The organism is Streptomyces tamarix, from assembly GCF_032423885.1.
Taxonomy (GTDB): Bacteria; Actinomycetota; Actinomycetes; order Streptomycetales; family Streptomycetaceae; genus Streptomyces; species Streptomyces tamarix.
In genome coordinates this window covers 23983-30261 of record NZ_JAWCTQ010000064.1, presented here as the reverse complement: position 1 = coordinate 30261, position 6279 = coordinate 23983, and the positions used below count along the sequence as shown (strand labels likewise).

At 71.3% G+C, this 6279-nt stretch carries 4 protein-coding genes; all 4 read left to right on the top strand.

Annotated elements, in window-relative coordinates:
* The first annotated feature begins 149 nt into the window (after positions 1-149).
* Positions 150-1934: a protein translocase subunit SecD gene (gene secD, locus RND61_RS30605; protein WP_315881421.1), complete on the top strand. Its 1785-nt coding sequence runs from the start codon at positions 150-152 to the stop codon at positions 1932-1934.
* 1 nt (position 1935) lies between these two features.
* The gene (gene secF / locus RND61_RS30600; RefSeq protein WP_315881420.1) at positions 1936-3027 is read left to right on the top strand and encodes a protein translocase subunit SecF; all 1092 of its coding nucleotides are present in this window, start codon (positions 1936-1938) and stop codon (positions 3025-3027) included.
* On the top strand, positions 3024-3569 hold the full coding sequence (locus RND61_RS30595) for an adenine phosphoribosyltransferase (protein ID WP_315881419.1): 546 nt from the start codon (positions 3024-3026) through the stop codon (positions 3567-3569). The genes secF and RND61_RS30595 overlap by 4 nt, the downstream gene beginning before the upstream one ends.
* Positions 3570-3736: 167 nt before the next feature.
* A complete protein-coding gene (locus tag RND61_RS30590) occupies positions 3737-6238 on the top strand; it encodes a RelA/SpoT family protein (protein WP_315881418.1) in 2502 nt (833 codons plus the stop codon).
* The last annotated feature ends 41 nt before the right edge of the window (positions 6239-6279 follow it).

Genomic DNA, 6279 nt, shown 5'->3' with positions numbered 1-6279 from the left:
GGGCACGGGGATCGCCGGGCGCCCGCGGGCGCCCGGCGATCCCCGGATTCGCGCCACATCTGCATCTGCGGGGGCAGGTCCCCACACACACTTCGTGGCCGCCCCGCGCACACCCGGCGCGGGGCGGTTGGACAGGGAGATACGACAAGGTGGCAGCACCGAAGAAGGGCAGAAGGCCGTCGGGGGGCCAGGGGAGGCCGGGGCGTGCCCTGGCCTTGATCCTGATCGCGATGGTCGCGCTCACCGGCGGCATGTTCTGGTCCGGTCACACCACGCCGCGCCTCGGCATCGACCTCGCGGGTGGCACGACCATCACGCTCAAGGCGAAGGCCGAGCCCGGCAAGGAAGACGCCGTCAACGAGACCAACATGAACACGGCGATCGGCATCATCGAGCGTCGCGTCAACGGTCTCGGCGTCCAGGAGGCCGAGGTCCAGAAGCAGGGCACCGAGAACATCATCGTCAACATCCCCAAGGGGACCGACGAGGAGCAGGCGCGCCAGCAGGTGGGCACGACCGCCCAGCTGTACTTCCGCCCGGTCATGTCCGTCGCGATGAGCGAGCCCGCGGCGCCGACGCCCTCCGCTTCCGGCAGCCCCTCCGCCGCCCCCTCCGCGGGCGCGTCGCCGAAGCCCTCCGCCTCCGCCTCCGCCACCGGCGGCGACAAGGCCACCGCCCCCTCGGCGAGCGCCACCACGCAGGGCCGTGCCCTCACCGACGCGCTGAAGAAGGCCCCCAGCCCCAGCGCCTCCGGCAGCGCCTCCGCCGCGCCGAGCCCCAGCGGCTCCCAGCTGCCCGCCCCGGCGGTCTCGCCGAGCACCGACCCGGCCGCGGACGCCGACCTCCAGGCCAAGTTCGCCGCGCTGAACTGCGCCGACCCGAAGCAGCGCGCGGCCACCAAGGCCGTCAAGCCCACCGAGTCCGCCGTGGCCTGCGGCCTGAACGGGGGCGTGTGGGAGAAGTACCTGCTCGGCCCGTCCGAGGTGGACGGCAGGGACGTCGACGACGCCCAGGGCGTCCTCGACCCGCAGCGCGGCCAGTGGATCGTCCAGCTGGAGTTCAGCGGCAAGGGCGCCAAGAAGTTCGCCGCGATCACCGGCCGGCTCGCCACGCAGCCCGCGCCGCAGAACCAGTTCGCGATCGTCCTCGACGGCGAGGTGGTCTCCGCCCCCTCCGTGAACGCCGCGATCCCCGGCGGCCAGGCGGAGATCTCCGGCAGCTTCGACCAGAAGTCCGCCCAGGACCTCGGCAACGTCCTGTCGTACGGCGCGCTGCCGCTCTCCTTCGAGGAGCAGTCCGTCACCACCGTCACCGCCGCCCTCGGCGGCGAGCAGCTGCGGGCCGGCCTGATCGCCGGCGCGATCGGCCTCGCCCTCGTCGTGATCTACCTGGTGGCGTACTACCGCGGCCTGTCGCTCATCGCGATCCTGTCGCTGGGCGCCTCCGCCGTCCTCACGTACACGATCATGTCGCTGCTCGGCCCGGCCATCGGCTTCGCGCTGAACCTGCCCGCCGTCTGCGGCGCGATCGTCGCGATCGGCATCACCGCCGACTCGTTCATCGTGTACTTCGAGCGCATCCGCGACGAGATCCGCGAGGGCCGCACGCTGCGCCCGGCCATCGAGCGCGCCTGGCCGCGCGCCCGCCGCACGATCCTCGTCTCCGACTTCGTGTCGTTCCTGGCCGCCGCGGTGCTGTTCATCGTCACCGTCGGCAAGGTGCAGGGCTTCGCGTTCACGCTCGGCCTGACCACGCTCCTCGACGTCGTCGTGGTGTTCTTCTTCACCAAGCCGCTGATGACGATCCTGGCGCGCGGCAAGTTCTTCGGCGGCCAGCACCCGTGGTCCGGCCTGGACCCGAAGCGGCTCGGTGCCCAGCCGCCGCTGCGCCGCACCCGCCGCGTATCCGTCCCGACCGAACCGAAGGAGGCGTGAGATGTCGCGACTCGGAAATCTCGGCGCCCGTCTCTACCGCGGTGAGGTCGGCTACGACTTCGTCGCCAAGCGGATGCTCTGGTACGGCGTCTCGATCCTGATCACGATCACCGCCATCGTCGGCCTGGGCGTGCGCGGCCTCAACATGGGCATCGAGTTCAAGGGCGGCGCCGTCTACACGACGCCCGAGACCACGGTGTCCGCCTCCAAGGCGGAGGAGATCGCCGAGGACGCCGCCGGGCACGACGCGATCGTCCAGGAGCTCGGCACGGGCGGCCTGCGCATCCAGGTGTCCGGTCTGGACACCAAGGCGGCCAACTCCCTCAAGGACGACATCGCCACCGGCATCGACGTCCCCGTGAAGGACATCACCGCCGAACTGGTCGGCCCCAGCTGGGGCGAGCAGATCGCCAACAAGGCGTGGACCGGCCTCGGCGTCTTCATGATCCTGGTCGTCGTCTACCTGGCGATCGCCTTCGAGTGGCGCATGGCGCTCGCCGCGCTCATCGCCCTCGTCCACGACCTCACCATCACCGTCGGCGTGTACGCGCTCGTCGGCTTCGAGGTCACGCCGGGCACCGTGATCGGTCTGCTCACCATCCTCGGCTACTCCCTCTACGACACGGTCGTCGTCTTCGACGGTCTGAAGGAGAGCTCGAAGGACATCACCAAGCAGACCCGCTACACGTACAGCGAGATCGCCAACCGCAGCCTCAACGGCACGCTGGTCCGCTCGATCAACACCACCGTCGTGGCGCTCCTGCCGGTCGCCGGCCTGCTGTTCATCGGCGGCGGCTTCCTCGGCGCGGGCATGCTCAACGACATCTCGCTGTCGCTGTTCGTCGGCCTCGCCGCCGGCGCCTACTCGTCGATCTTCATCGCCACGCCGCTCGTCGCGGACCTCAAGGAGCGCGACCCGCAGATGAAGGCGCTGCGCAGGCGCGTTCTCGCCAAGCGCGCCGCGTCCGCGTCGAAGGACGACCCGGAGCAGGACGGCGAGGCGTTCACCGAGGTGCCCGAGGGCGCCGCCACGGCCGGCGGCGTCGTCGGTCCGCGCGGCCGCCGCGGCCGTTCCACGGAGAACCGCCGATGACCGCGACCGCCACCCGGGAGCTCCTGCTCAGCCGGATCCGGGACGTCCCCGACCACCCCAAGCCCGGCGTCGTCTTCAAGGACATCACGCCGCTGCTGGCGGACCCGGAGGCGTTCGCCGCGCTCACCGGCGCCCTCGCCGAGCTGTGCGTACGCTTCGGGGCGACGAAGATCGTCGGCCTGGAGGCGCGCGGGTTCATCCTCGCCGCCCCCGTCGCGGTCCGCGCGGGGGTCGGGTTCATCCCGGTCCGCAAGGCCGGCAAGCTGCCCGGTGCCACGCTCCGGCAGGCGTACGAGCTGGAGTACGGCACGGCCGAGATCGAGGTCCACGCCGAGGACCTGGCCCCGGGCGACCGGGTCCTCGTCATCGACGACGTCCTCGCCACCGGCGGCACGGCCGAGGCGTCGCTGGAGCTCATCCGCCGGGCGGGAGCCGAGGTCGCCGGTGTCGCCGTCCTCATGGAGCTGGGCTTCCTGGAGGGCCGCGCCCGCCTGGAGCCCGCCCTGCGGGGCGCCCCGCTGGAGGCGTTGATCACGCTTTGACGGGCTCCGGCCGAACGGCCGAAAACGTACGGGACGGGCATCCGGGAACACCGGGTGCCCGTTCCGCGTTGACGCCTGTCCCGCCCGGGGCGAGTGGGACGCCCGAGGTGGATACCATGGGATTTCCGGGCCTCACCGGGGGACCCGGACCCGCCCGAGGAGCGCCCTTGCCAGACGAGGCCCAGCCACTCTCCGCCGCGACCCCCGATCAGCGGGCCGACCAGGCCGCGGCTTCCTCCGCCACGCCGCCGACCGGGCAGGACGCGCCGACCAAGGCCCCCGACGCCACACCGGCCCCCGCGGCCCCGCCCCGCGCCGCCCAACCCGCCCCCGGCGCGGCGCCCAAGCCGGCCCCGCCCGCCGCGGCCCGCGCCGTCGGCTCCTCCAACCGCGTCCGGGCCCGCCTCGCCCGCCTCGGCGTGCAGCGCTCCTCGCCGTACAACCCGGTCCTGGAGCCGCTGCTGCGGATAGTGCGGAGCAACGATCCGAAGATCGAAACGGCTACTCTCCGCCAGATCGAGTACGCCTACCAGGTCGCCGAGCGCTGGCACCGCGGTCAGAAGCGCAAGAGCGGCGACCCGTACATCACGCACCCCCTCGCCGTCACCACCATCCTCGCCGAGCTAGGCATGGACCCGGCGACGCTGATGGCGGGCCTCCTCCACGACACGGTCGAGGACACCGAGTACGGTCTGGAGGACCTCCGCCGCGACTTCGGCGACCAGGTCGCCCTCCTGGTCGACGGCGTCACCAAGCTCGACAAGGTCAAGTTCGGCGAGGCCGCCCAGGCCGAGACCGTCCGCAAGATGGTCGTCGCCATGGCGAAGGACCCCCGCGTCCTGGTCATCAAGCTCGCCGACCGCCTGCACAACATGCGCACGATGCGCTACCTCAAGCGGGAGAAGCAGGAGAAGAAGGCCCGCGAGACCCTGGAGATCTACGCGCCGCTCGCCCACCGCCTGGGCATGAACACCATCAAGTGGGAGCTGGAGGACCTCGCCTTCGCGATCCTCTACCCCAAGATGTACGACGAGATCGTCCGCCTCGTCGCCGAGCGCGCCCCCAAGCGGGACGAGTACCTCGCCATAGTGACCGACGAGGTCCAGGCGGACCTGCGCGCCGCCCGCATCAAGGCCACCGTCACCGGCCGCCCCAAGCACTACTACAGCGTCTACCAGAAGATGATCGTCCGTGGCCGCGACTTCGCGGAGATCTACGACCTGGTGGGCATCCGCGTCCTCGTCGACACGGTCCGCGACTGCTACGCGGCGCTCGGCACCGTCCACGCGCGGTGGAACCCGGTCCCCGGCCGGTTCAAGGACTACATCGCGATGCCGAAGTTCAACATGTACCAGTCGCTCCACACGACGGTCATCGGCCCCAACGGCAAGCCCGTCGAACTGCAGATCCGCACGTTCGACATGCACCGCCGCGCCGAGTACGGCATCGCCGCGCACTGGAAGTACAAGCAGGACGCCGTCGCCGGCGCCTCCAAGGTGCGCACCGACGTGCCGAAGAAGGCCGGCAAGGACGACCACGTCAACGACATGGCGTGGCTGCGCCAGCTCCTCGACTGGCAGAAGGAGACCGAGGACCCCAGCGAGTTCCTGGAGTCCCTGCGCTTCGACCTCTCGCGCAACGAGGTCTTCGTCTTCACCCCCAAGGGTGACGTCATAGCGCTGCCCGCCGGCGCCACCCCCGTCGACTTCGCGTACGCCGTCCACACCGAGGTCGGCCACCGCACCATAGGGGCCCGGGTCAACGGGCGGCTCGTCCCGCTCGAGTCGACCCTCGACAACGGCGACCTGGTGGAGGTCTTCACCTCCAAGGCCGCCGGCGCCGGCCCCTCCCGCGACTGGCTCGGCTTCGTCAAGTCGCCCCGCGCCCGCAACAAGATCCGCGCCTGGTTCTCCAAGGAGCGCCGCGACGAGGCGATCGAGCAGGGCAAGGACGCCATCGCCCGCGCGATGCGCAAGCAGAACCTGCCGATCCAGCGTATCCTCACCGGCGACTCGCTGGTCACCCTCGCCCACGAGATGCGCTACAGCGACATCTCCTCGCTGTACGCGGCGATCGGCGAGGGCCACGTCACCGCCCAGTCGATCGTGCAGAAGCTGGTGCAGGCGCTCGGCGGCGAGGAGGCGGCGACCGAGGACATCGCCGAGACCGCGCCGCCCGCCCGCGGCCGCGGCAAGCGCCGCGCGAAGGCCGACCCCGGTGTCGTCGTCAAGGGCGTCGAGGACGTGTGGGTCAAGCTGGCCCGCTGCTGCACCCCGGTGCCCGGCGATCCGATCATCGGCTTCGTCACGCGCGGCAGTGGCGTATCGGTTCACCGCGCCGACTGCGTAAACGTCGACTCGCTGGCGCAGCAGCCCGAGCGGATCCTCGACGTCGAGTGGGCGCCCACCCAGTCGTCGGTGTTCCTCGTCGCCATCCAGGTCGAGGCGCTGGACCGCTCCCGGCTCCTGTCGGACGTCACCCGTGTCCTGTCCGACCAGCACGTCAACATCCTGTCCGCGGCCGTCCAGACGTCCCGCGACCGGGTCGCCACCTCCCGCTTCACCTTCGAGATGGGCGACCCCAAGCACCTCGGGCACGTCCTGAAGGCCGTACGCGGCGTGGAGGGCGTGTACGACGTGTACCGCGTGACGTCGGCCCGCCGCCCCTGACGGGCCCGGGCCCCGGGTACGGGGGAAGTACGGAGAGGGCG